23 protein-coding genes are annotated in these 20,284 nt (G+C 48.4%); 9 read left to right on the top strand and 14 right to left on the bottom strand.

Going from position 1 to position 20,284, the window contains the following annotated elements:
* Positions 1-47 precede the first annotated feature (47 nt).
* Complete coding sequence (locus ESP131_RS10105) at positions 48-968, bottom strand: ABC transporter substrate-binding protein (RefSeq protein WP_069940624.1); 921 nt, start codon at positions 966-968, stop codon at positions 48-50.
* Positions 969-1,151: 183 nt separating this feature from the next.
* Between ESP131_RS10105 and ESP131_RS10100 the strand changes: the two genes are divergently transcribed.
* Positions 1,152-1,898 (top strand): arylamine N-acetyltransferase family protein, encoded by a 747-nt coding sequence (locus ESP131_RS10100; protein ID WP_083254796.1) that lies wholly within the window; start codon positions 1,152-1,154, stop codon positions 1,896-1,898.
* A 3-nt stretch (positions 1,899-1,901) separates the two neighbouring features.
* The gene (locus ESP131_RS10095; RefSeq protein ID WP_069940623.1) at positions 1,902-2,372 is read left to right on the top strand and encodes an NUDIX hydrolase; all 471 of its coding nucleotides are present in this window, start codon (positions 1,902-1,904) and stop codon (positions 2,370-2,372) included.
* 44 nt (positions 2,373-2,416) lie between these two features.
* On the opposite strand, the gene ESP131_RS10090 is transcribed toward ESP131_RS10095, so the two are convergent.
* The 4 genes from ESP131_RS10090 to ESP131_RS10075 form a co-directional block, all read right to left on the bottom strand.
* Complete coding sequence (locus tag ESP131_RS10090; protein ID WP_035397505.1) at positions 2,417-3,118, bottom strand: DUF554 domain-containing protein; 702 nt, start codon at positions 3,116-3,118, stop codon at positions 2,417-2,419.
* A 16-nt stretch (positions 3,119-3,134) separates the two neighbouring features.
* Positions 3,135-4,067, bottom strand: coding sequence for a DMT family transporter (locus tag ESP131_RS10085; protein WP_069940622.1), 933 nt, complete (start codon positions 4,065-4,067; stop codon positions 3,135-3,137).
* Positions 4,067-4,732, bottom strand: coding sequence for a GntR family transcriptional regulator (locus ESP131_RS10080; RefSeq protein ID WP_069940621.1), 666 nt, complete (start codon positions 4,730-4,732; stop codon positions 4,067-4,069). The genes ESP131_RS10085 and ESP131_RS10080 overlap by 1 nt, the downstream gene beginning before the upstream one ends.
* A gap of 85 nt (positions 4,733-4,817) precedes the next feature.
* Positions 4,818-5,480 (bottom strand): CPBP family intramembrane glutamic endopeptidase, encoded by a 663-nt coding sequence (locus ESP131_RS10075; protein WP_069940620.1) that lies wholly within the window; start codon positions 5,478-5,480, stop codon positions 4,818-4,820.
* A 267-nt stretch (positions 5,481-5,747) separates the two neighbouring features.
* Between ESP131_RS10075 and ESP131_RS10070 the strand changes: the two genes are divergently transcribed.
* Complete coding sequence (locus ESP131_RS10070; protein ID WP_035397512.1) at positions 5,748-6,071, top strand: PadR family transcriptional regulator; 324 nt, start codon at positions 5,748-5,750, stop codon at positions 6,069-6,071.
* Between the two features lies 1 nt (position 6,072).
* On the top strand, positions 6,073-6,843 hold the full coding sequence (locus ESP131_RS10065; RefSeq protein ID WP_069940619.1) for a hypothetical protein: 771 nt from the start codon (positions 6,073-6,075) through the stop codon (positions 6,841-6,843).
* Between the two features lie 47 nt (positions 6,844-6,890).
* Here ESP131_RS10065 and ESP131_RS10060 read toward each other — a convergent pair whose 3' ends face one another.
* Together ESP131_RS10060 and ESP131_RS10055 are read right to left on the bottom strand one after the other, a co-directional pair.
* Positions 6,891-7,463, bottom strand: a complete 573-nt coding sequence (locus ESP131_RS10060) for a GNAT family N-acetyltransferase (protein WP_069940618.1) — start codon at positions 7,461-7,463, stop codon at positions 6,891-6,893.
* Between the two features lie 15 nt (positions 7,464-7,478).
* Entirely contained in the window at positions 7,479-8,714 is a 1,236-nt protein-coding gene (locus ESP131_RS10055) for an MDR family MFS transporter (protein WP_069940617.1), read from the bottom strand.
* Positions 8,715-8,816: 102 nt separating this feature from the next.
* Here ESP131_RS10055 and ESP131_RS10050 point away from each other — a divergent pair, with 102 nt between their 5' ends.
* Both ESP131_RS10050 and ESP131_RS10045 read left to right on the top strand, forming a co-directional pair.
* Positions 8,817-10,448 carry an ABC transporter substrate-binding protein gene (locus ESP131_RS10050; protein WP_069940616.1) on the top strand — a complete coding sequence of 544 codons (1,632 nt, stop codon included), beginning with the start codon at positions 8,817-8,819 and terminating at the stop codon, positions 10,446-10,448.
* Positions 10,449-10,587: 139 nt separating this feature from the next.
* On the top strand, positions 10,588-11,727 hold the full coding sequence (locus ESP131_RS10045) for a globin domain-containing protein (RefSeq protein ID WP_069940615.1): 1,140 nt from the start codon (positions 10,588-10,590) through the stop codon (positions 11,725-11,727).
* A 49-nt stretch (positions 11,728-11,776) separates the two neighbouring features.
* Here the strand turns inward: ESP131_RS10045 and ESP131_RS10040 are convergent, their stop codons facing one another.
* Together ESP131_RS10040 and ESP131_RS10035 are read right to left on the bottom strand one after the other, a co-directional pair.
* Positions 11,777-12,517 (bottom strand): sugar nucleotide-binding protein, encoded by a 741-nt coding sequence (locus ESP131_RS10040; protein WP_069940614.1) that lies wholly within the window; start codon positions 12,515-12,517, stop codon positions 11,777-11,779.
* Between the two features lie 375 nt (positions 12,518-12,892).
* Entirely contained in the window at positions 12,893-14,092 is a 1,200-nt protein-coding gene (locus ESP131_RS10035) for an MFS transporter (RefSeq protein ID WP_069940613.1), read from the bottom strand.
* A 175-nt stretch (positions 14,093-14,267) separates the two neighbouring features.
* Here ESP131_RS10035 and ESP131_RS10030 point away from each other — a divergent pair, with 175 nt between their 5' ends.
* Complete coding sequence (locus tag ESP131_RS10030) at positions 14,268-14,585, top strand: hypothetical protein (RefSeq protein WP_023468204.1); 318 nt, start codon at positions 14,268-14,270, stop codon at positions 14,583-14,585.
* Between the two features lie 47 nt (positions 14,586-14,632).
* On the opposite strand, the gene ESP131_RS10025 is transcribed toward ESP131_RS10030, so the two are convergent.
* On the bottom strand, positions 14,633-15,568 hold the full coding sequence (locus tag ESP131_RS10025; RefSeq protein WP_058705061.1) for a cation diffusion facilitator family transporter: 936 nt from the start codon (positions 15,566-15,568) through the stop codon (positions 14,633-14,635).
* Positions 15,569-15,742: 174 nt separating this feature from the next.
* Positions 15,743-16,648, bottom strand: a complete 906-nt coding sequence (locus tag ESP131_RS17035; protein WP_069940612.1) for a methyl-accepting chemotaxis protein — start codon at positions 16,646-16,648, stop codon at positions 15,743-15,745.
* Positions 16,649-16,910: 262 nt separating this feature from the next.
* Between ESP131_RS17035 and ESP131_RS10015 the strand changes: the two genes are divergently transcribed.
* Positions 16,911-17,327 carry a hypothetical protein gene (locus ESP131_RS10015; protein WP_069940611.1) on the top strand — a complete coding sequence of 139 codons (417 nt, stop codon included), beginning with the start codon at positions 16,911-16,913 and terminating at the stop codon, positions 17,325-17,327.
* 180 nt (positions 17,328-17,507) lie between these two features.
* On the opposite strand, the gene ESP131_RS10010 is transcribed toward ESP131_RS10015, so the two are convergent.
* Entirely contained in the window at positions 17,508-17,702 is a 195-nt protein-coding gene (locus tag ESP131_RS10010; protein ID WP_069940610.1) for a hypothetical protein, read from the bottom strand.
* A gap of 363 nt (positions 17,703-18,065) precedes the next feature.
* Between ESP131_RS10010 and ESP131_RS10000 the strand changes: the two genes are divergently transcribed.
* Entirely contained in the window at positions 18,066-18,392 is a 327-nt protein-coding gene (locus ESP131_RS10000) for a DUF3139 domain-containing protein (RefSeq protein WP_069940608.1), read from the top strand.
* Positions 18,393-18,460: 68 nt separating this feature from the next.
* Here ESP131_RS10000 and ESP131_RS09995 read toward each other — a convergent pair whose 3' ends face one another.
* Together ESP131_RS09995 and ESP131_RS09985 are read right to left on the bottom strand one after the other, a co-directional pair.
* Entirely contained in the window at positions 18,461-18,709 is a 249-nt protein-coding gene (locus ESP131_RS09995) for a hypothetical protein (RefSeq protein WP_069940607.1), read from the bottom strand.
* A 772-nt stretch (positions 18,710-19,481) separates the two neighbouring features.
* Positions 19,482-20,231: an SDR family NAD(P)-dependent oxidoreductase gene (locus tag ESP131_RS09985; protein WP_064300902.1), complete on the bottom strand. Its 750-nt coding sequence runs from the start codon at positions 20,229-20,231 to the stop codon at positions 19,482-19,484.
* Between the last annotated feature and the right edge of the window lie 53 nt (positions 20,232-20,284).

Here is a 20,284-nt window from a genome sequence, read left to right as displayed (position 1 = left end):
CCTTTCATCAAGACGAAAAGCCAGATTGCTCCGGCTTTTGTCGTTCGTTATTTCTGTTTGAGCAATTGAATTGCTTCGTCAACGATTTGTTCAGCAGCGTCCAGACCGCGGTAACGTGTCCAGAGGTCACGATTGACTTCGTAGACTTCTCCGTTTTTGACCGCTGTGATCTGATTCCAAAGCGGATTATCCTTCCACTCTTTCAGTAACTTCGGATCGGCTTCCGCCATGAAGATGACGTCCGGATCCCACTTGACCATCTGCTCTAACGTGATCGTCACAGTCGGTTCCGCTGTTTTCGTAACGGCATTCTCGATACCGATCTTCTCGAGCAACTCACCGTCAAACGACGTCTCACCGTGTGCTGTCAGTGAATCGGCGCGGAAGACACCGACCATGACTTTCCGGTCATCTTTTGGATCAACCTTCTTCTTCGCTGCCTGCAAGCGCTCTTCATGCAGGGCAAGGCGATCGTCCATCTGTTTCGTTTTGCCGACCGCTTCCGCAATCGTCTTGAACGAATCGATGTTCTCTTCATACGTCGCATTGCGACTCTTCAAGATGATCGTCGGTGCGATTTCTTGCAATTGCTTGTAAATTCCTTTATGACGGTTGAAGTCGCCGATGATCAAATCCGGTTGCAAGGAACTGATCACTTCAAGATTCGGTTGTTGGCGTGTACCGACTTCCGTGAACTCGATGTCTTTTCCGAGTAATCCAGAGACATCGGTCTTGTTTTCTTGTGCAATCCCGACCGGTGTGATGCCGAGTTTGTCTAACGCATCAACGAACGAGAATTCGAGCGCGACGACCTTCTTCGGTTGTTCCGGTACTTTCGTTTTTCCTGCTTCGTGCGTAATCGTCCGCGTCTTTTCGTTCTTTTGCTCTGCTTGACCTGAACAAGCTGCAAGCATCAAACTGCTCAACACGAGGAGCGTCAACGCTGTCATCCAAGTTTTCCGTCTCATGGTGAGACCTCCTTTAATTCGTGATTCGACACTGAGAATCATTCTTAATTAATCCTGTCTCAGCATATCAAAGATTTCCATTGAACAAAAGGGAAATCCTTATTTTCAGATAATATAGACTAACATTCACATTTTCTGAAGCAATATGGGATAATCAGGTAGTGAACAAAGGAGGGACTAAAGATGGATTGGATGAAAGACTTAGAACAGCGAATTGCGTTTCCGCTCGATGCCATCACGTTTGATCAGTTACCTGACTTACTCGAAGCCTTCGCCTACCAGTTACCGTTCGAGAATACGACCGTCCTTGAGAAACGCATCCGTCCGTTTAGCGACGAGCGCTTCATCGAGACATTTCTGACAGAGCGACGCGGTGGTGTCTGTTACGACCTGAACGGACTGCTACACCGAGTCCTGCAAGAACTGAACTGTCCTGTTCGACTCGTTCAAGCGACTGTTTACGATACGAAGTCGGACGCCTGGTCAGCGACCGGACCGACCCATGTCGCGATCATTTGGAATGAAACACACCTGCTTGATACCGGCTTCGGCGTTAATTTACCGCTCGTTCCTGTTCCGTTGAGTGGGGAGACCGTTCATTCCGCGAGCGGCAGTTACCGGATCATCAATAATGACACACTTGAGATGAAGCGAACGGGACAAGCGGAGTTTGTGACTGGATACCGGTTCGACCGCGAGACATCCATTACAACAGATGACTTATCGAAAATGGAACAGATCATCCAGCAGAGCGACGCTTCGCCGTTCAATAAAGGTCGCCTCGTCGCGATGCGGACGCCAACCGGACAAAAGACGTTGACTGAGCGGACGTTACGGATTGAAGAAACGACGACGACCGAGTTACCGGTCGCAGGTCCCGCCCAATTCGAGATGCTGTACAACACACACTTTTTAGGACGGGAGTCGTAAACCATGGATCGTTATACGCTTTGTTTAATCCGCCACGCAGACCACTTTTTACTCGTCAATCGACAAAAACGTCCAGCGATGGGCATGTGGAACGGTGTCGGTGGTAAGATCGAACCGTGCGAAACACCGGAAGCCGCCGTCATCCGCGAGACATTCGAAGAGACAGGCATCACGCTCACCTCAGTGACACCAAAAGGAATCGTCCGCTTGCACGGGAAAGAGACATCTGGCATGTACCTCTACCTGGCTGATTTAGAAGATCGTCCATTTCCAACACCGGTCATGACAGTTGAAGGAATCCTCGATTGGAAAGCACTCGACTGGATTCTAGACGACGATAACATGGGCATCATCAGCAACCTCCGGCACTACTTACCGGTCGTGCTTTCGACCGAGCATCCATTACTGCATGACTTCCATTACGATGGACATACAATCACGGCATACGAGACACATGAATTGATCGAGTCATAACACAACATCCCCGCTCGTCCTTTCGGACAGGCGGGGATGTCTCGTTAGAATAGATGTAAGCCCGTCACGATGACAGCGACGATGACGATGCCCGGTAACAAGTTCGCGACGCGGATCTTCGTGATTCCGGCTAGATTGAGACCAATCGCTGCAATCATCACTCCACCGGTCGCCGTCATCTCTAAGATGAATTCTTGCAACGCGGCATCGGGAATGAACTTCGTGATGGCAACGGCACTCAGTGCGATCGCCCCTTGATAGAGGAAAACGGGAATCGCTGAGAACATGACGCCGATCCCGAGCGTTGAACTGAGGACAAGCGCCGTGAAACCATCAATCAGCCCCTTCGTATAGAGGACGTCGTGATCCTGACGCAGTCCACCATCGAGCGCACCGAGGACCCCCATCGCTCCGATGACGAAAATCAACGTCGCGGTGACGAATCCTTCCGCGATATTCGATGGACGACCGCGACTGATCTTACGTTCGAGCCATGCCCCCATCCGGTCGAGCTTCTCATCGAGACGGAACCATTCCCCGATCGCACCTCCGAGAACAAGACTACCGATGACGATCAAAAAGTTCGTGCTCTTCATCCCCATCTGGATCCCGAGCACGACGACGGCTAGACCAATCGCCTGCAAGACCGTCTCCTTCATCCGTTCCGGAATCCGGTGGAACATCAATCCGAGCAACGTCCCGACGATGATCAGGACGGTATTGACGAGTGTACCTGTTAAAACCATCTGACAGCCTACTTTCTCAATTGATTTTTCTTTTAGCGGGACGGACGACCGTCCGCTCCGCCTGATTCAAGCTATGCAACGTCATCCCGAGCATGACGAGGATGATCCCGAATGTCGCGAGTCCCGTCGGTAGTGCCGCATGGAGAAACAAAATCTCCCCGAGAACGGTGAAGACGATCTCAAACGACTGGGTCGCCTCGATCGCGGCTAACCGGACCGGTTCCGTCCGGACGAGTGACGTCGCGTAGAAGAAGAGCGATGTCGCGATGACGCCTGAGAATAAAGCGACGAAGCCGGATTGGGTCACTTGACTGATACTCGGTAAGCCGACTTGTATGTAAGCAATTACGGAAAGCACGATCCAAAACGGTAGACTCGCAATCGTCATTCCAAGGATCCGCTCGAATACATCGAGCTCATCCCCATACCGTTCCATCATCTTCCGGTTACCGAGCGGATAGGCAATCGCAGCGGCGAGCACCGGCAAGGCACCGAACAGTAAGGATTGTAGCGATAGACTTCCTGCGACGGATAACTGCATGACGACGACCCCAAGGACGATCAAGACGGAATACTTAAGGGCCGACCACGGAATCCGTTGCTTGAACAACGGTGCAAGGAGCGGTCCGGCTAGGATCGTCAATTGCCACGTTCCGGCAATCAACCAGCCTGGCGCATGATCGGCAGCAAGACAGATGCTACCGTAAAACAGTCCGAAACCGATTGTACCGTACAGTAACCAAAAACCGAAATCGGCTCGCAGTGCCTGTAAGACGCGACCGATTCCCCGACGCATCAAGACGATGACGACGAAGAACGGCAACATCAAGAAGAAGCGAAGCGACGCACTGTAGATCCAGTGCCCCCCTGCTCCTTGCATCGATTGATTCAAGATGAAGGTGACGGCAAAGAACATCGCCGCCAAGATCCCATAAATGATTGGTCGCATCAGCGCTCCTCCTTTAGTGTCGAGACGAGTAAACGTCCGAGCCCGTTCCAGTTATGTTCCGTCGCCTGGACGAGCTGCTCGACATCCCGTTGTTGACACGCGATCAAAATCGCCGCATGATCGGCAATCGATTGACGTCCGAGTCGATCGAACTGAGCATATTCGAGCCGGCGGATCAGCGGCGTCAATCGGCGGATTGTTTCTCGTAGTTGTGCGTTTTGACTGCGCTGTACGAAGACATCGTGAAAGGCATCGTCAAGCGTCAGTGCCGTCTCCGTCTCCTGCTGATCGATTGCCGTCGTGAACTGTTGGTGAATCGTCTGAAGCTCCGTCAAATCGTCTTCCGTCAATAGCGGTCCCGCTAGACGCGCTGCTAGTCCGTGCAGCGTCGCGATGATCGGATAGGTTTGCTGTGCCTGTTCAGCGTCAAGCTCTGTCACGATCGTCCGCGAGCCCCGTTTCGCAAAAATCAATCCTTCCTCCTCGAGTCGTTTCAAGGCTTCGCGGACCGGTGTTCGGCTGACTCCGAACATTTCCGCGAGCGCTTGATCGTTCACCTTCTCGCCTGGGGCGAGGCGTAAAGTGATGATGTGATGCTGTAAACGTCGATATACTTCCTCACTGAGAGGAAGTCGTGCAATGGCTAAATCATCTGTAGGTTTCATACAAGTAATATATTACATATTAATCATTGATACTAGCTTTATTCAAAAATAAAAACTCCCCGTCAAACAACGGAGAGTCAGCTATTCAAACGTTACGTGGATTCATCGGTCCATTCAGGTGACTGAGATCGTTCCGTTTCAACAAGATCAATTGAATGACAATCGCGAAGAGTAGATAAGCTTGTGTCAAAAGAGGAGTGATGCCTAAATTGACGTTCACGACATCCGCTGCGATGCTCGCGAAATCCCACAGCGCATGGAAAATGATTAATGGCCAGAGGTTATTCAGCTTCAGTGCGATGATCACTAAGAACACACCAAAGACGAATGTGTTCGCAAGTCGGAACAACATCGCTGCCGGCGGAATCAAGGCGATCAAATTAAGCAAGTGGAAAGATGAGAACAGAAGCGCACTGATGAGGACGGCACGATACGGATGTTCGTTCGGTTTGAGATAGCGTAAGATGATGCCCCGAAACAAGACTTCCTCATTAAAACCGACGAATAAGGTCGTCAGGAAGACGATTCCGACAAGTTGAAGTGCCGATGATGATATCGAGGACGTGAACAACGCATTGACGATCAATCCGACTTGAACGAGAACGATCAGCAGTAACGGAATGTACCAGATTAGACCCCGCGACTGCAATTTCGAAAACCCGACGGCAGCAAACGTGGCATGACGACGAATGTACCAGACGAGAAAAATCGCTGTTGCGACTTCACCGAAGATTGCGATACGTAACAACTCCGGTTCACCTTAACGAATGCCGAAACCAAACGCAGAGACAGCCATGACGATACCCATGATGATGAAGACGACGGTCGCCGAGACGATAGTATTCCGCTTATCTACGATCAATACCTACCTTTTCTAAACAAGCGACGTATCTACTTTATGATTTGTTTACCTTTTTTTCAGGGAAATGAATCTTTTTCCTCCAGCTACCTTGCAATACACAATAGCTTGGTATATCATTACCTTGTAATACCAAGTAGCGAAAGGATGATGCGGATGTCATCGACGCAAATGTTAAAGGGGATTCTCGACGGTTGTTTACTTGCACTGATCGCGGAAGAAGAGATTTATGGCTACGAACTGGCGACGAAACTCAAAGCATACGGTTTCGCTGACATCAGCGAAGGAACAATCTATCCATTATTGATCCGAATGCAGAAACTGGGCTGGATCGAAGCGACTTCACGCGTCTCTCCGTCCGGTCCAAAACGGAAGTATTATTCGATCACGACGAGCGGTGCAGAAGAACTCACCGCATTCAAGGAAAGATGGCAACATCTTTCGACAAGTGTTGAAAGTATTTTAAAGGAGGATGATTGAGATGACCCTATCAACGGAATCAACCCGATTTTTGGAAGACTTGAAGGTCTACCTGCTTGCTTCGGGAAAAAATGAACAAGCGACGAACGAAATCGTCCTTGAACTCGAAGACCATCTGATTGAAGCGGAAGCGGATGGCAAATCGGTTCGCGCGATCACGGGTGACAGTCCGGCTGACTACATCCAGTCGATTTCTAAAGAGATGGCGTTCGATCCGATAGAAGCATTTTGGATCGTCATGCAAGTCTTTCTCGGTGCATCGAGTTTTCTCTATCTCCAAAACCTGCTGAATGGAACAACGACATTCAGTATCTTGCTAGTTGGTGGCTTCCTGCTGATTAGCGCTGTTTATTTGACGACCCTGGCGTTTTTATTCCGTCAAGATGCATTACGTGATGGCGCTCGCCCTCGCATCATGCGTTATGGTATTCATGGAAGTGTTCATATTCTCCTGATCATTGGACTATTGATCGTCAACGGACTCATTGATTCGCCCAAAATCACGTTATCTCCGAGTGTCGGTTGGTTAATTGGCGCCCTTCTAATTGCCTGGATTCTAATCACGGCATGGAAGACGAAGACATGGATTTTACCGATTGCAGTGTCCGTCTTTTTCGTGCCTCAACTGCTGCTTTTGTTTGTATTTAATTTTTCAGAGATTACCGCCGTCCTCGTGAGTTATGTTTTGACCTCGATTACGATTGCAGTTATCTTTCTCCGAAAATCTAAGCAAGATCAGTCAAAAAATACAAACTCTAAAGAATCTATTTAATTCTGATACCAAAAAACGACCTCAGCGCTGAGGTCGTTTTTGATGTATTACGTATTCTTCATCCCGTTCTTTGCTTCATACCGCTCACGCGTCCAGTTGTAGACATGGCTCGTCACGATCCGTCCGTCGATTCGTTCTAAGACGAATGGTCGGTCAAGAATAGGCGTAAACCCGAGTTTCTCAACGACACGGCGTGATTGGTCATTGAAATCAAAGTGACCACACCAGACGACATCGATCGGTAGTTCCCGGAAGATGAAATCAAGTATTGCTTCAACGATTTCCGGCATCCGCCCTTCTCCCCAGTAGTTAGGCGCGAGGACATAGCCGATCTCGACTTGACGGTCATGGGTAATCGAATCGTCCGGCCGACGATTGAAGTGAAGTCCGAAGCTCCCGATGACTGCCCCCGTCTCCTTATCGGTAACGGCATACTCACCAGGTGACGCTTGGAAAATGCCGATCACTTCTCGGCTTTCGTCAAGTGACGCGTGCGGCGCCCAACCTGCTTTTGGTCCAACATTTGGATCCTTCGCGTAAGCATACAATGCGGCTGCATCCTCATCCTGCCAACGGCGTAACAGGTGCCGTGGCGTTTCGATAGTATCTGGTAAGTTCATCTGTATTCCCCCTTATTAAGATACGTTTCGCTCTCGTTCGACAGATTCCTTCACGAACAGACTCGTATAGACTAATCCAAAGCCCGTTAAGAGGATCAATCCGATGTATACACTCATCATCGATGGGATCAAGAAGGTCCCGACGAGAATCGTCGACCGAGAAAGTAAGTCCGCTCCAGCAAACGACGTTCCCGCGAACGCTGAGTACGCCCCACGTTGATCGGCTGGCATCATGTTTGCTTTTTGTGTGTTCAAGACCGGAGAGTAGAGCAACTCGCCAATCGTCGCGATGAAGATGAAGACCATCAGTGCCGTCATACTGTTGGCACTCGTCACGACGACGTAGCCGATCGTGTACAGCATGAGACCCACAGCGAGCGTCCGACGCGGCGACAAGTGCTTCGCTAGTCGCTGGACGATGAACGTCAACGTGACGACGAGTAACGTATTTTCGATGTTGATGATACTCATCATCCGAACCCCGTTGATCGACCACCCGGCAAATGATAACGGTTCAAACGAATCGGCGAGTCGGACGGCGACATAACTGCCCATCGAAAACTCAGCCGCTAAGATACACATCGAACCGAAGACGACCTTAACGAACGGACGGTCCCGCCAAGCGAGTTGATAGCTCGTGAAAATATCCGTGAGGACACCACGTAGTTTTTGACGCTGCCATGTCCGTGACGTGTCGTCAAGAAACAGATAATAGGCAATCGGTAAAACGGACGACGTGAAGCTTAAGATCCCGAACAACAGCAGTTGGTTACTGACGTAGAGCCAGCCCCCGAGCGCCGTACCGATGGCGATCGAGAGATTGATCAGCCAGTAGTCAAGCGCATAAACCGCTTGGCGATTTTCCTTCGTCGTTGCATCGATGATGATCGCCCCCATTGCTGGTCGACCAAGATTACTTGTCACCGAGAAGACAACGTAGATGACCATGAACAACAGCATCCAATCGAATGTCAATGAGATCGTCATCGTGATGAATGTCAGCGCCGTGAGCGCAGAAGTCGTGACGAGCAGACGTTTGCGGGAAAAGCGGTCGGCAAGATATCCACCGAGTAGATTCGTGATGAAGCTGACGAAGACCATCGCGATCAAAAATGCACCGGCGATGACTTCGTTGAATGCCCGGACGAACAAGAGGGCCATGAACGGCATGATGGAGAACGAGACAGCCCGGTTGAAAAACGATGTGATGAGACGTACTTTAATTGGTTTCGGTATTTCTTTCCATTTCATATTGTCACCTTCCATTCTCTACCTTTATCATAAACAAGACAAGACACAGGAAAAATGGACGTCATTTAAAAAAGATGTCCCCTTTTAAGGAGGAGAAGGACGATGGATGCTTATCTTTTTATGTTATGGAAGACTTGCCGAAATGGACACTACTCGATTGCGACGCTTGCCGACGCCATCCATCTCAGTCCTAAACAAACGAAACGATATCTCAATAAATGGCAGGAAGACGGCTGGATTGGTTACACGAGCGGTCGCGGACGAGGCAACTTAAGTGAACTTGTCTGGTTGCGCCACGTTGAAAGGGAATATGCGAAACGGATGCTCGAGCGGATCGACCGTGACTCGATCGAATCAGTGACGGAGGAACTGACGTGGGACTGGTCGCCAGCACAAGCAGGACGCTTCATGCGGCAACTCGAACGAAAATTCGGCTATACACAGACGACGGCTGACGCGTTATTGATTCCGCGAAAACGGAATTTCCTGACGACACACCCGTTAGAAGCAGCGGATATCCATAGTGCCCATCTCGTCCAGAACGTCTTCAACCGGCTGTTTACGATCGATGGCGACGGCAACATTCAGGGTGAACTCGCCCATCACTTTGTCTGGAACAGGGCGACGCTCAGTCTCTTCTTACGGAAGGACGTCCGCTTTCATGACGGTTCGCTCCTGACGAGTAAGGAAGTGACGAAGAGCTTGCGTGCTTTGATTAAATATCCGGCTTACGCTTATTCCTACCGGCACGTAAAACAGATCGTCTCGAACGGTCCGTACCGGGTCGACCTCACACTCGATCAACGTCGAAGTTCGATTTTGCCGCAACTTGCCTCGATTCATACGAGCATCATCAAGGACGGCATTGGAACGGGACCGTTCCAACTGACGCAACATGACGACAAGAAGACCGTTCTGACAGCGTTCCCGAATTACTTTGGCATCCGTGCCCTGCTCGACCGGATCGAGTTCATCCAGATGCCGGAGCAATATGACCCGGTCTACCGGACATCGGCGTCTGACTCCAGTCCGATTGATACGATTGCCACGCAATCCGGATTTGGTCTTGTCTTGCTTCATCCACGTGCTGGTGGTCCGTTTGAATCCAAAGCCGCGCGACATTATGTCCATCGGCTCGTCGCGGAAGTCCGTAATGGCATTCATGACTTCCATGAACGGGCACAACCGAACGACTGTGGTTTTCTTGAGTCCTATAGTCAACCGTATACTGTCCCGGATGGTCCTGCAGTCTTGTTCACGCAACCGATCCGAATCAAGCTAACTGACTTTACGGACAAGGTGACACGCTGGCTCTGTCAGCGATTTGATCAGGACAGAATTCCGTATGAGTTCGTCGAGGTCGGATTTGAAGAGAGCATCACGGATTTTCATGCCTACGATACAATCGATCTCGCCATCCATGCCGAAGTGTTCGAGCGAAATGTCCAGTACGCCTTTTATCAGTTCATGACGAACACGTTCTCACCACCGATCCGACTGTTTCAGCAGATGCCAGAGATGCTGACCTGGATCGAACAATACGATGCGACACCGTTCGAAGACTGGCTCCCGATCCACCAATCGATCGAGCGTTACTTGATCGACGAATCGTATTTCATCCCGTTCTATCACGATACGCGGCTGATTCCGTATCCGATCGAACTGCGAAACATCACGATCGACTCGTTCGGTTACTTTGATTTCTCGAAGCTCTGGATTTCCAATCAATCGTGACGAATCGTTGACGAAATCTTGACCTGCTTGTGACAAAACGCACGGTATTCTTTAATCTAGTATTTTAAATGTTGTATTAAAGGTGAGGTTGCGAAATACTAAGACTGTCTTTATTACTTAGTGAAAAGGAAGTGGTCTTATGTTATCAACCTCTACCATTCAAATCGTTCAATCGACTGTTCCCGTCCTTGCGTCGCACGGTGCCGCGATCACGAAAGTCTTTTATCAGCGCTTGTTTCAGGCTCATCCGGAACTGAAACATGTCTTCAATCAATCGAATCAACGAAGCGACCGCCAATCGCAAGCACTCGCGACCGCCGTGTATGCCGCTGCTGCTCACATCGATCGACTCGAGACGTTAAAGCCGGTCTTATTACCGGTGCTCCATAAACACCGTAGTCTACAAATCAAACCGGAGATGTATCCCATCGTCGGACACGAATTACTCGGGGCGATGCAAGATGTCATAGGAGAAGCCGCAACGCCAGACATCTTGCGCGCGTGGGGAGAAGCCTATAGTGAGATTGCCAATCTGTTCATCACGCTTGAAGCCGAACTGTACGCACAGGATGAACAAGCAAAAGGTTTTTCCGGATATCAGACAGTCGAGATTTCGGATGTCGAGGAGCAAGTGGATGGGATTCGCGTCTTGACCTTCCGCAAGGACGGTCCACTCCCCGCTTATCGAGCCGGACAATACATTACGGTGCGGATTCAAGACAAAGATGGCTTATGGCACAATCGTCAATACAGTCTGACGACGGCATCGAACACGGAGACATATACGATTGGTGTCAAACGAGAAGGCATCGTCTCGGACTATTTACATGCAGCGCAAGTCGGTGACACGGTATTGATCAGTGCGCCAGCGGGTGCCTTCACTCTTGATGCATCAGGCGAACCCGTCGTGCTGATTGCCGGTGGTATCGGGATTACACCGATGCTTGCGATGGCTGACGAAGCGTTAGCTGCTGGTCGACAGGTAACGTTACATCATGCCGTCCAAGACGAACGCAATCGTCCATTTAACGAGCAACTTGCCTTGCTTGAGGAGCGCGGCGCGCGAGTCATTCGTTACGCGGAGCATCAGGCGACGGATCAAGCAGGTCGCCTGCCGAAAGACGTTATCGCAAGCATCACAGATCCGACATACGTCTGCGGTCCGGAAGCGATGATTCAATATGTGATTGAACACTTCACGGCGTCACCAGACAAACTGCATTACGAAATCTTTGGACCAACGCTTGCCTTTTCAGCAGAAACTCCAGTTGCTCAATAAAAAACATCCCGTTCACTTTGACACGCATCAAGGAGAACGGGATGTTTGATTATAGTGGCAATCGTTCTGACAAAGGACGAACCAAAACGACGTCCGTCGCCATCCGGTTATCGCGGCGTGGTTCGTCGACCGGTTCGATCGTCCAGTTTTTCGCATGAAGCGTATTCAAGGCACGCGCTAAGTCGTACATCGAATAGCGATTGTTACCATTCAATTGATAGAGCCCTGCTTCTTGTTCGAGTAAAATCGTAACGAGCGCTTCAGCCGTATCTTCAAGCACCGAACTCGACGGATACCAATTCCGACTCGCCCGAATGACTCCGTGCTGCTTCATCTCGTTCGTGAAGAAGTCGACCATATTGTTCGAACCAGCTTCCGTCCCGATCTGCCAGCCGATTCGGACGATCTTCGCATGTGGATCGATTGCTTGAATCGCTTGTTCGCAGGCAATCTTGTATACGCCATACTCGTCGGTCGCATCCGGAACAGCGCCCTTGTCGATTGGTGCCGGCACGTCGTCTGAGAATACAGACACCGTACTCGTGAAGAAAAACGGAATCTTATACTCTTGGCACAGGCGGACGAGCGCTTCCGTCCAACTGACAGACCCCATCCCGATATGCAAGAAATAATCCGGTCGTTCCGTTTCTAAAAACGTTCGCATCGCGGATTCGTCAGTCGTCGAGACTTTCGTCCGATCCCAAGCGACTGTATCGATGTCGTGCTTTGCTAAGACGTCCGCAACGACAGGTGCTACCGTTCCGTTCATACCTGTAATGATTGCTTTCATGGTGATTCATCCCCCTTATGTTCAATCGAAACATTATAAAACTACTTACTACATCAGTTTACACGGGAAGTGTTGATTTAACGAATCTGAGGTTATTCTCCTACGACCATTTGTGCCTCAAATGAAAAAAGCGTCCGCTGTCCGATCTAACATCGGTAAGCAGACGCACTATTTAGTTCATGATTACTCCGAAACGCCTTCCGTTTCCATTCGGCGCCACAGTACATTCAAGAAGACCGTCATCCCACTGATCGGAATCAAAAACAATAACGCTGTGATCCATAAACTCTCCATCGACTCCACTCCTCATCGTTCATTTCTATCTCTAGTGTATAAGAGTGCGAAACCGCTTACCTCCACCTCAAGGCGGATATTTCATCCGACCTTGTCCTGTCGTACCTCAGTAAAGGAAACGGTACGATGAAGGAGCAACCAGATACTGGTCATCACAAGACCACTTAAGGCAAAGAACAGGAAAACGAACGAGATGCTAAAGAACGACGTCAAGTACGACGACAATCCGTAACAGAGCGCGGAACATGCCGTTGATGCAGCGACCATCGCCGTCCGGACCCGGCCGAGCAAATGCGTAGGGGTCGAGCGTTGCAATAATGTCGCAAACGGTATCCCGAACAGCGTCAGCGCCATCCCGAGTAAGACGAACCCACCAACAGCCACTGGAACGAATGAGACATAAGCAACGATCGCAATCGCAAGACCTTGCAAGACGACGGCAAAACGAAACAGCTTATCTTGTCGTACGGAGGCGACCCATTTTCCGTAAAGGAGCGACATCGCGATTCCCCCGATCACCGTCGCCAGTTCGAGTGCAGAAAACGTCTGGGCATTTCCCGACAAGACATTCTTCGCATATGGTGCAAGTAAGGTATTCATTGGTGTGATCATCCAGTTTGCGAGGATCGCACAACCGAGGATCCATTTCAGGCGACCGTCACGGACGACGTGACTGATCCCTTCGAGCAACGCTTCGCGGTACGATCCTTGACGCGCCCCTTCTGCGACTTGCCCTGACATATGTCGAACGAGTAACCATGCGACGAGATGCAGACCAAGATCAAGCCATAAGATACTCGCAATCGAAAAACGGGCGATCATCATCCCACCAAGCAAGAATCCGCTTAACGTCCCGATTCGTTCAATCGTTGCGAGATACGCATTTGCTTGCGGTAATTGATCATCTTCGACTAAATCTACGACCCATGTGAAGACGGCATTGCCACCAATGATTTGTAAAATCGTCTGAACGACGAGTAAGCCGAGTAACCACGGCAGGACGACGTCCGTCATCCCGATTCCTGCTAACGTAATACCAAGTGCAAGCAATCGAATGAGCAACGACATTTGGTACAACGATGCACTGACGAACCGGTCGATCCATGGTCCGACGAACGTTGAAACGAGAAAACGAATCAAGAATACACCAGTCGCAATCAGGGCGACGCCAGAAGCACTGATCTCTTCCGCGCTCAACCAGTAGATTGCGATATAGACGAAACTCGTCCCGACGGTCGATAACAAATCCGAGACATACATAAAACGAAACGCACGTGACATGATGCTTTATTCCTTTCCTAAAACGACTTCTTGTCTATCTTACAATTTTTCTCAATTGCTGCCCATTCTTTTTTCGTCATCACATCGTCATCGTCTGTTAAGGCATTCTTACCCGTCTGTAACAGAGCCGACATGTTCATTCGCTATACTAAAACGCATAGGGAGGTGAAGATCCATGAAAACGCAAACGCGTTATGACTATGAAACCGAACAGGAACAGGTCGACGTCCCATCCGAGGCACGTCTAGGCTACTATTTTCTTTTAATCGTCCTGCCGCTTGGTCTCGCGCATCTTGTCCAGTCGCTTGCTCCTTCGCCGGATCAACACCACTCGTCCGTATTGACGGGTTTGACGTTCTTATCCATCGTCTTTTTCATGTACTTAGGTAACCGAGCGGCTGGAAATGCCAAAACGACCTTTTTCGGATACTCGATGTTCTTGAGTATCAGTCTGTTCGCGACGCTGTTTCTACCAACGGTGCCGATCATTTGAGCATAAGCAAACGAGCACCCGTCCGACTTGGACGCGTGCTCGTTTTTTTAATGCGTATGCGATTCGTGTTTACCGTCACAATACAACGTATTGCCGTGCGCATGCTGATCCGTCTCGACCTGGATCGTCGCGTGATTAATCCCGACGTGTTTTAAATCGTGATCAATCTGTTCGCGAATCGACTCCGACTCCCGGACGGTCATGTCCTCCTTGACGACGACGTGACACGATAATGCGTTATAACCACTCGTGATCGACCAGATGTGTAGATCATGCAGACCGAGGACGGCTTCGTTCGTCTGAATCGTCGAAACGACCTCATCGATGTCGACGTCGCTCGGCGTTCCTTCCATCAAGACGTGAACGGATGCCTTCGTCACGTAATAGCCGCTCCGTAAGACGAGGATCGCCACGATGACACTTGCCAGTGGATCCGCCCATCCCCAACCGAAGAACATGATCAGAAGAGCAGCTGCAATCGCACCGACCGATCCGAGCATGTCGCTTAAGACATGCAGATAGGCACCACGCATGTTGAGGTTGTGCTCATGCCCTCCGCCGCGTGTCATGATCCAAGCAACGAGAATGTTGACGAGCAACCCGAGGACACTGATGATCAGCATCCCGGTCGTTGCGACAGCGGGTGGATCGATGAAGCGTTGAATGGCTTCAATGAAAATATAGAGGGCGATGACGATCAGCGTCACACCATTTATGATGGCGGCTAAGATTTCAAAGCGTTTTGAACCGAACGTCTTATTCGCATCCGGTGCTTGACTCGAGAACTGGAAGGCTAACAAAGCGATCGCAAGTGAAATCGAATCACTGAGCATATGCCCTGCGTCCGATAACAACGCGAGACTATTCGTCCAAATTCCGCCGATGACCTCGACGATCATGAACGCGGTGATGATCAGGAACGACAGGCCCAGTACCTTTTTATTGTCGGTATGATGATGGTGGTGATGATGATCATGTGCCATGACGTTGCCTCCTTTTACCTTACATTCAAACGTCTATTTGAATTATAACATGCCTCCGTTCTGTGGTCAACGGGCTCATCTGTTATATCCCACGCCTTTACTCTCCTAAAACGACTCATCTGACTAAACAAAAAAAACGATGACCCACTGCCATCGCTTTTTCCATATCCTTTTTTAAATAAACGACCGAAAATCCTCTGTTTGCTGCTCGAGTTGTCGTTCGACCTCTTCGATCGCAGTAAAGCGTTGCATCGTTTCTTTTACCGTCGCAAGGCTCGACGCAACTTCGAGATGGGACGCTTCAATCTTTTTCATCATCGCCATGATTTGACGGTTCATCGTTTCCGTATTCGTGCGTACTTCGACAACTGCACTGCCGACTAAATCCGATAAGTTTTTGACTTCACTGGCAACAACGGTAAAGCCTTTACCGTGTTCCCCAGCCCGTGCCGCTTCGATTGCCGCGTTCAGAGACAACAGGTTCGTCCGGGCCGCAATCTCCTTGATCGTATCAGCAATCTTCGTGATCTCGATGGCTTGGTCATACAGCGTTTCGAACGTCTGTTGGTTTACTGCCGTTTCACTCGCGATCGTGGTCATCGTCTCTTGAAGCTGGGTGCCCTCTTTCGATCCTTGAACCGATTGCAAATTCAACCCCTCAGCAAGCGTCTGGAAGCTTTTCGCATATCCTTGTACACGATCGATCCGGTCCGTGATGTTACTCGCGATCTTGACGACGCCGACGACTTCTTCTCCCTCAAAGATCGGCATGTAGGTTGCTTCAAGCCATAAGATGTCGCCCCGGGCATCGACTCGTTTGATTTTATCCGCTGTACTGAATCCCGAAAACAGGCGTGTCCAAAAGTCTTGATACTCACGGCTGTTCGCGAATTCTGGTGTACAAAACGTATGGTGCTGTAGGCCAATCATCTCGTCCCGCTTATACTTCATCGTTTTCGCAAACAAGTCATTGACGTCGACGACACGTCGTTGGCGATCAAAATAAATCATCGCGACGTTTGCTTCCAGGCTCGACAAAATCGCTGGCGAGCGTAGCGGTCTCGGTAAAATTTCATTCATAGTGTCATTAACTCCTTCTATGTATCATTCATGTACTAAGACAGTTTTTCAAGAGAACAATCTGTACCTATCTATCGTCATCAATTGACCTTTTTTATAGATGAATCAGCGATTATCCAAGTTGATTTTTCGCTAAAACGAGATCATTTCAATCAAAATATTATGACATTTACAAACGATACACTACGGCATTGTCAAAAAGCGTAGTAGATGCTACATTTGTTTATGTAGTAAATACTACAATTTTAAGGAGGAAATAAAAATGACACATAATAATCCCCCTCTATTTTCGAAAGAACAAGCTATCGTCTTGGTCGTACTTGGTGTAGCGTTTTGGTTCGTCGGTGCCCTGTCAGTCAGATTCGGATCTGGAATCGGTATGTTCGAAAACGCTGGAAACGTGATTGCCTTCCTGATTGGTTTAGCAGTCTCGTGGATTTCCGTCATCATCATAAAAAAAGTCGCTCGTTTAAGTGCTGAACAGATGGTGCCGGATGTCAGTCTCGGACTGTTAGTGGCTACGTTCTTAGACGGAATCGTTCTAACGTGGGGCACATCTCTGTATGGAACGGATCCCTTACTCGTCGGACATGGTGCAGCATGGATTCTTCGGGGGGTCTTCGCCTTTCTTGCTGTTGCTTTCATCGAGGCAAAACGGATGGGATATAAGATGTTCTAACACGATAATATGTATTTTATAGTACGACAAATAACGAGCGTAGACCGTCGGACTCATCCAACGGTCTATTTGTCGTAAAAGCAGATGAATTTTAGTGTGTCGGTGAAGAAGATAATGAGCACTTCGAAGATTTAATTCTGTGGGGTCATATTTAAAAAGAACGATGGACTTCAGATTAAATCAATCGTTCTTCGTTTGCGCTTCGATTCTCTCGTTCCGAGCAGCCTCAAAGTTGCGATAAATCGTAAATCCTACTAAACCAATCAACCAGATAATGCCATACCCGAGTTCCCAATCGAATCCAAAATACAAGATTGACGATGTGATGACGACAATGAGAACTAACCGAATGCTCGATAAATGATACTTACTCATGGTTTCCCTCCTTTTCTACAGCCACCGAAGTAGATGTATGTCACGAAAAGAATCAACGTCCACGTAAAAACCGCGAATATGATTTTAAATAAACCGTCAGGCAGTATTTTTGAGATATATAACATGGTCATTAGGATTGAGAACGTTAAATGGTTATTTCTCATTTGTGTAGAGAGCTTATCCCAATTGAGCAGTACAAGTAGTACCGCGATGGGTGCGAGGAGTGCCGTTAGGAAGAAGAACGGAACGTTCCTCATATAGTACGGTATCTCGTCTTTGTTTTTTCCCATCACACATCTCTCCTCATCTTCAATATAGAATACCTAGCTTCTCTATTCATTTCATCGGAACGGATGTGATTGTATGAAAAAAGAAGTACGTCCACTCATCTATACACTTATCGTCCTCGTCATCTTGATAGCTGCCTATCCGACTTACCTCTTCGTTTCTAAAACGATGACCGAAATCAAGATTGAACGAATGTTAGTTGAATCAGGATACGAACAAGATATTTCAAAAAAGGAAACGGTCTTTGAGTCTAAGACCGGAAGATACGTGCTGGAAATCAAATACACGAATGAACCAGACTATACATACAACTATGAAATCGTCGAAGATCATGTACTGACGACTGTATACGACCAGCATCATGTTGAAGTGACTGGCTCCGTTCAACATGAATTAAAGTAGACATCGTACTTTAAATAACAATCGATCCCATTCAGCGATTGCACGAATGGACTCGATTTATGTACCTCTTAACATTCTTCTTTCATGTTCAGTGATTCTGCCGAGCGAATCGTAATTTGTTTTGTAGCATCATCGATGGATATGACACAATCCCATGTCGGCTTTAACTGAAGGACATCATTTCGATCCAACCACAAGACCGCAGTCAGTTCGATGAAGTCCCCCATCACTACCATTTTTCTCGCCTTCTCATCAATGACAGCATACAGTTCATCATCTAAGTTGATTTTCCAGTCAAAAAATTTATTGACGCTCATTCTCTCTCTACCGATTCTTCATACGTTCTTTAGATCATTCCGCCGTAGAGAACGTAATCTTCCATTTTTTCCGCGCAATCAATACTACGATCAGTCAAGCCAACAAAGATATTTTCAGCGTCGTATCACTGATGAGCTGTAGCCCGTAATGCAGTGAAAAGAGCGTCGTGAGTAAGAAAACGACGAGTCCTAAGAACATCATGTTTTTCATTCGATCACCTCTTTTCCAATGGTCATTTGACGTTACTTTCATTGTTTTGACATGTTTCGTACAACTTGATTCCCCTTGTTTTAAAATCCGCGATATATTTAAACTAATACAAGAACACAAAAAAAGGAAGTCGTTCATGATAAATAAATCCATAACATACTTTTTATTGTCATTTATGTTGCTTGTTATCATCTTGAATCTCTTGAATGGTCGAGTGATTGAAAATGAGCGATTAACGTTAGCCGTGAACATCGCTATCGTGCTGATGGCGTTATTTTTTATCAGTTTGAGGTTTTCAAAGCGAAAACGTAAATAGAATACTTATCGCTCCAAAAAAAGTATGTAAAGGTGGTTAACTCGTGGGACAATTCATGATTTTTGGTGCCTTGATGAATCTTCTGATCATTGGCGCAGTCGTCTATGTCGTATGGAAATTAGCAAAAAAACTCTTTAAAAAATAAATGATGGATTTCCTTTTTTGATTCATTCTTGAAATTCGTATCGATCATGATTACATAAGCAAGGTCCCTTTCTCATTCGAAAAAGGGACCTTGTTCTATTTTATCCTGCGTAGTTGAACAACGGACCACGCAATTCAAACTCATACGTCTCACCGTCGACGATGCCGACGATCGCGTCACTTTCGATCAACTGATGCAGGAAGCCTGCCATCTCAGCCGCCGTATGGTACTTTTTGACGTTCTTGCTGTAGTCGAACCCTGCTTCGCCGCGCGAACGATCCGCAAACTCTGTCTCTGTCGCAGCTGGTGCCAGTACTTTCGCCCGCAGTTTTGCCCCACCTTTTTGCAGTTCTTGCGCTAGCCCTTCCGTATAGGCACTGACATAGAACTTCGTCGCGCAATACGTGACCGCGTTCGGAACGATCCGGTAGCCACCTGCTGACGAGATATTGACGAGTGTCGTTCCTTCAACGTCATGATGATCGCGGACGAACAGACTCGATAGAATCGTCAGCGCCTCGATGTTCAAGCGAAGCATTTTCTCGATTTTCCCGAGCTCAATGTCCTGGACGAGATCAAAATCGCCGAATCCAGCATTGTTGATCCACGTCTCGATGTCGAGTTCCTTTAGTCCCTCATATAAATCATGGACATTTTGGTTATCTGCGAGATCGACCGACTTGAGGATGACATCACTATCTGGTGAGATTTGTTTGACTTCATCCCGAAGTTTTTCGAGCTCAGACGTCCGTCGCGCGACGAGAACGAGTGATTTCCCTTTTCCTGCGAGTAGTTTTGCCGTCTCATATCCAATCCCCGAACTTGCTCCTGTAATGACCGTGTACTTCATGTAGCATATCCCCTTTTTGATTTGGTATAGTGAGAGTCTAATCCTTAGAGTGA

This window comes from Exiguobacterium sp. U13-1 (assembly GCF_001750115.1).
Classification (GTDB): Bacteria; Bacillota; Bacilli; order Exiguobacteriales; family Exiguobacteriaceae; genus Exiguobacterium_A; species Exiguobacterium_A acetylicum.
Note: the sequence above shows the minus strand (reverse complement) of the source record. Positions and strands in the feature narration are given on the sequence as shown.

Excerpts from the sequence above, each read along its gene's own strand:
- ESP131_RS10105 (WP_069940624.1), bottom strand. The coding sequence starts at position 968 with ATGAGACGGAAAACTTGGATGACAGCGTTGACGCTCCTCGTGTTGAGC.
- ESP131_RS10100 (WP_083254796.1), top strand. The coding sequence starts at position 1,152 with ATGGATTGGATGAAAGACTTAGAACAGCGAATTGCGTTTCCGCTCGAT.
- ESP131_RS10095 (WP_069940623.1), top strand. The coding sequence starts at position 1,902 with ATGGATCGTTATACGCTTTGTTTAATCCGCCACGCAGACCACTTTTTA.
- ESP131_RS10090 (WP_035397505.1), bottom strand. The coding sequence starts at position 3,118 with ATGGTTTTAACAGGTACACTCGTCAATACCGTCCTGATCATCGTCGGG.
- ESP131_RS10085 (WP_069940622.1), bottom strand. The coding sequence starts at position 4,067 with ATGCGACCAATCATTTATGGGATCTTGGCGGCGATGTTCTTTGCCGTC.
- ESP131_RS10080 (WP_069940621.1), bottom strand. The coding sequence starts at position 4,732 with ATGAAACCTACAGATGATTTAGCCATTGCACGACTTCCTCTCAGTGAG.
- ESP131_RS10070 (WP_035397512.1), top strand. The coding sequence starts at position 5,748 with ATGTCATCGACGCAAATGTTAAAGGGGATTCTCGACGGTTGTTTACTT.
- ESP131_RS10065 (WP_069940619.1), top strand. The coding sequence starts at position 6,073 with ATGACCCTATCAACGGAATCAACCCGATTTTTGGAAGACTTGAAGGTC.
- ESP131_RS10060 (WP_069940618.1), bottom strand. The coding sequence starts at position 7,463 with ATGAACTTACCAGATACTATCGAAACGCCACGGCACCTGTTACGCCGT.
- ESP131_RS10055 (WP_069940617.1), bottom strand. The coding sequence starts at position 8,714 with ATGAAATGGAAAGAAATACCGAAACCAATTAAAGTACGTCTCATCACA.
- ESP131_RS10050 (WP_069940616.1), top strand. The coding sequence starts at position 8,817 with ATGGATGCTTATCTTTTTATGTTATGGAAGACTTGCCGAAATGGACAC.
- ESP131_RS10045 (WP_069940615.1), top strand. The coding sequence starts at position 10,588 with ATGTTATCAACCTCTACCATTCAAATCGTTCAATCGACTGTTCCCGTC.
- ESP131_RS10040 (WP_069940614.1), bottom strand. The coding sequence starts at position 12,517 with ATGAAAGCAATCATTACAGGTATGAACGGAACGGTAGCACCTGTCGTT.
- ESP131_RS10035 (WP_069940613.1), bottom strand. The coding sequence starts at position 14,092 with ATGTCACGTGCGTTTCGTTTTATGTATGTCTCGGATTTGTTATCGACC.
- ESP131_RS10030 (WP_023468204.1), top strand. The coding sequence starts at position 14,268 with ATGAAAACGCAAACGCGTTATGACTATGAAACCGAACAGGAACAGGTC.
- ESP131_RS10025 (WP_058705061.1), bottom strand. The coding sequence starts at position 15,568 with ATGGCACATGATCATCATCACCACCATCATCATACCGACAATAAAAAG.
- ESP131_RS17035 (WP_069940612.1), bottom strand. The coding sequence starts at position 16,648 with ATGAATGAAATTTTACCGAGACCGCTACGCTCGCCAGCGATTTTGTCG.
- ESP131_RS10015 (WP_069940611.1), top strand. The coding sequence starts at position 16,911 with ATGACACATAATAATCCCCCTCTATTTTCGAAAGAACAAGCTATCGTC.
- ESP131_RS10010 (WP_069940610.1), bottom strand. The coding sequence starts at position 17,702 with ATGAGTAAGTATCATTTATCGAGCATTCGGTTAGTTCTCATTGTCGTC.
- ESP131_RS10000 (WP_069940608.1), top strand. The coding sequence starts at position 18,066 with ATGAAAAAAGAAGTACGTCCACTCATCTATACACTTATCGTCCTCGTC.
- ESP131_RS09995 (WP_069940607.1), bottom strand. The coding sequence starts at position 18,709 with ATGAGCGTCAATAAATTTTTTGACTGGAAAATCAACTTAGATGATGAA.
- ESP131_RS09985 (WP_064300902.1), bottom strand. The coding sequence starts at position 20,231 with ATGAAGTACACGGTCATTACAGGAGCAAGTTCGGGGATTGGATATGAG.